The organism is Mycobacterium sp. (genome assembly GCF_049673265.1).
Lineage (GTDB): Bacteria > Actinomycetota > Actinomycetes > Mycobacteriales > Mycobacteriaceae > Mycobacterium.
In genome coordinates this window covers 1-2,388 of sequence record NZ_JBATXN010000483.1, presented here as the reverse complement: position 1 = coordinate 2,388, position 2,388 = coordinate 1, and the positions used below count along the sequence as shown (strand labels likewise).

The 2,388-nt window shown below is 65.4% G+C and carries 3 protein-coding genes; all 3 read right to left on the bottom strand.

Translation table 11 applies throughout. The features are described 5' to 3' along the window. On the bottom strand, window positions 1–398 hold a 398-nt coding region (locus WBF82_RS16810), incomplete at its 3' end, for a hypothetical protein (RefSeq protein WP_424384105.1). 64 nt (window positions 399–462) lie between these two features. Then, window positions 463–1,623 carry an acyl-CoA dehydrogenase family protein gene (locus WBF82_RS16805; RefSeq protein ID WP_424384104.1) on the bottom strand — a complete coding sequence of 387 codons (1,161 nt, stop codon included), beginning with the start codon at window positions 1,621–1,623 and terminating at the stop codon, window positions 463–465. 4 nt (window positions 1,624–1,627) lie between these two features. Continuing rightward, window positions 1,628–2,388 (bottom strand): acyl-CoA dehydrogenase family protein (locus WBF82_RS16800; RefSeq protein ID WP_424384103.1); only part of this gene is annotated, 761 nt, incomplete at its 5' end.

Sequence of the window (2,388 nt, the reverse complement as noted above, 5' to 3'; positions counted from 1 at the left end):
ACCAGGGTGTCGACATCCATTGACTGGATCGGCTCGACACGCACCCCGTAGCGCATGATGCCAAGACCGACCACTTGGGAGGCACATAGCGATGCGCGAAGCGTGATCTGATCGGCGCCCAGCGCTTTCAGCAGCGGGTCGAAGACCGGGCCGATGAACAGACCCTGCGCGATGTCGACTGTCCTGGCCAGCCCCGCCGTGGCGATCGCGCTCGCGGCGAACGGTCCGCCACCGGTGGCGTCCCACGTGGTAAGCAGCATGTACAGCGTTCGCCGACCGGCCTGGTTGACCCCGCCGCGGATGATCCGGTCGATGAAGTCGGGCGTCCGGAACGGCAGGCGTAGCTTGCGCGCCACCGGGTCAAGAATCCCGCGCGACGGCTTTTCGGTACCTGCCACGCTGTCAGGATGAGCGCATCGCTGTCAAAGTTCAAGCATCGCCGCGATCGCGTCGCGCACCGAATCAGTGTGGTAGATCGCGGAACGGTGTGTTGCGGTACGGCTCAGGTTCTTTCGGCAGGCCCAGCACGCGTTCCCCGATGATATTGCGTTGAATCTGATCGGTCCCGCCGCCGATCGAGGTGAAGTAGGCGTTCATCGTCCGGAACGTCACCGCGTCACCGACGGGGTTCTCGGGTCCGGCCAACATCGCCTCGGCGCCGACGATTTCGGTCTCCACGCGGGCAGTCTCATGCAGGATTCGCGACATCGCGATCTTCCCGAGCGCCATGAGCGTCGCCGCCTCGCCGCGATCGGTCGCGGCCTTCGACCGCTGGGTGTTCCACCGGTTGACCGTCGCAAGCGCGTCGACCCGCGCGATCTGCTGACGAATATAAGGGTCGTCCAGCTTGCCGGCTTCGCGTGCCAATTCGATTAAGAAGTTGGCCCTTTCGGCCCGGGGCCGACGGCTGTCCTTGGCGGTGCGGGCCAGATCGCCCATGAACCGGCGCTCGTGCCCGAGCGCGATCTGCAGTACCGACCACCCGGCGTTGAGCTCGCCGACCAAGTTCTCGGCGGGGATGCGGGCATCTTCGATGAAGACTTCGTTGAACTCCGATTCACCGGTGATCTGGTGGATCGGCCGGATCTTGACGCCCGGCTGATGCATCGGCAACATGAAAAAACTGATCCCTCGGTGTTTGGGCACACCCCAGTCGGTCCGGGCCACCAACATGCCGTAGTCGGCGGTTTTGGCGAACGACGTCCACACCTTCTGACCGTTGATCACCCACTCGTCGCCGTGGCGTTCGGCTTTGGTGCGCAGGCCGGCCAGGTCCGATCCCGCACCGGGTTCGCTGTAGAGCAGACACCACTTGCTTTCGCCGCGTATCGACGGCGGAATCAGCCGTCTTTTCTGCTCGTCCGTTCCGGCGTCATGCAGGGTGCAGGCGAACAGGTTCGCGCGATCATGACCACAGCCGGGCGCACCGGCGGCGGCGAATTCCGCAGCGGCAATCCGGGCTTGGGCATCCGGAAGGCCGCGGCCATACCACTCAGGTTCCCAGCTGGGCACCGCCCATCCGGCATCGAAGACGACCTGGGCCCAGCTGGCGCGATCGATTCCGGGATTCCAATTGGCGGCCAACCAGTTTCGAACCTCGTCGCGCAACTCCTCGTCAGTCACAGTTTTAGGCTCCGCTCTGCCGCAGGTAGCGTTCCCGGTGCCAGGCCGGGCTGCCCAGCAACTGGGCGGCACTGCGGGCCCGACGCAAATAGAGGTGCGCCGGATGCTCCCAGGTGAACCCGATGCCGCCGTGAACCTGGATGTTGGTGGCGGCGACAAAGACGAACGCGTCCGAGCAGTATGCCTGTGCCAGAGCAAGATCGGCGATACGCGAGGGTGCTTGCTCGGCGAATGATCCGGCGACGTAGCGTGCCGCCGACACTGCCGACTCGGCCTCCAGCAGCATGTCGGCGCACATGTGCTTGACCGCTTGAAAGCTGCCGATTGCGCGGCCGAACTGATAGCGGGTCTTGGCGTACTCGGCGGCCATCTCGACAACGCGCCGCGCAGCGCCGGCCTGCTCGCTGACCAATGCCACAGCTGCGCGGTCCAGCGCTGCGGTGAATACCTCCACTCCGACGCCAAGCCGACCAACCAGCCGTGCCGGCGTATCGACGAATTGCAGGCGGCACTGCTTACGGGTCGGGTCCACCGTGGTCAGCGGCGTCACGCCCAGGCCAGCAGCACTGGCCTCTACCGCGAAAACGGCTGGCCCCGAATCGGTTCCGGCCAGAACGTACAACAGCTCCGCCGCTTGCCCGTCAAGGACGAAGTGCTTGTAGCCGGTCACGTGCCAGGCGTCGCCGATCGCACCCGCAGACGTGGCGATCGTGGCGGGCAACCGAGCCGAGTCGTCCTCGGCGAAGGCGACGGTGGCGATCAGAT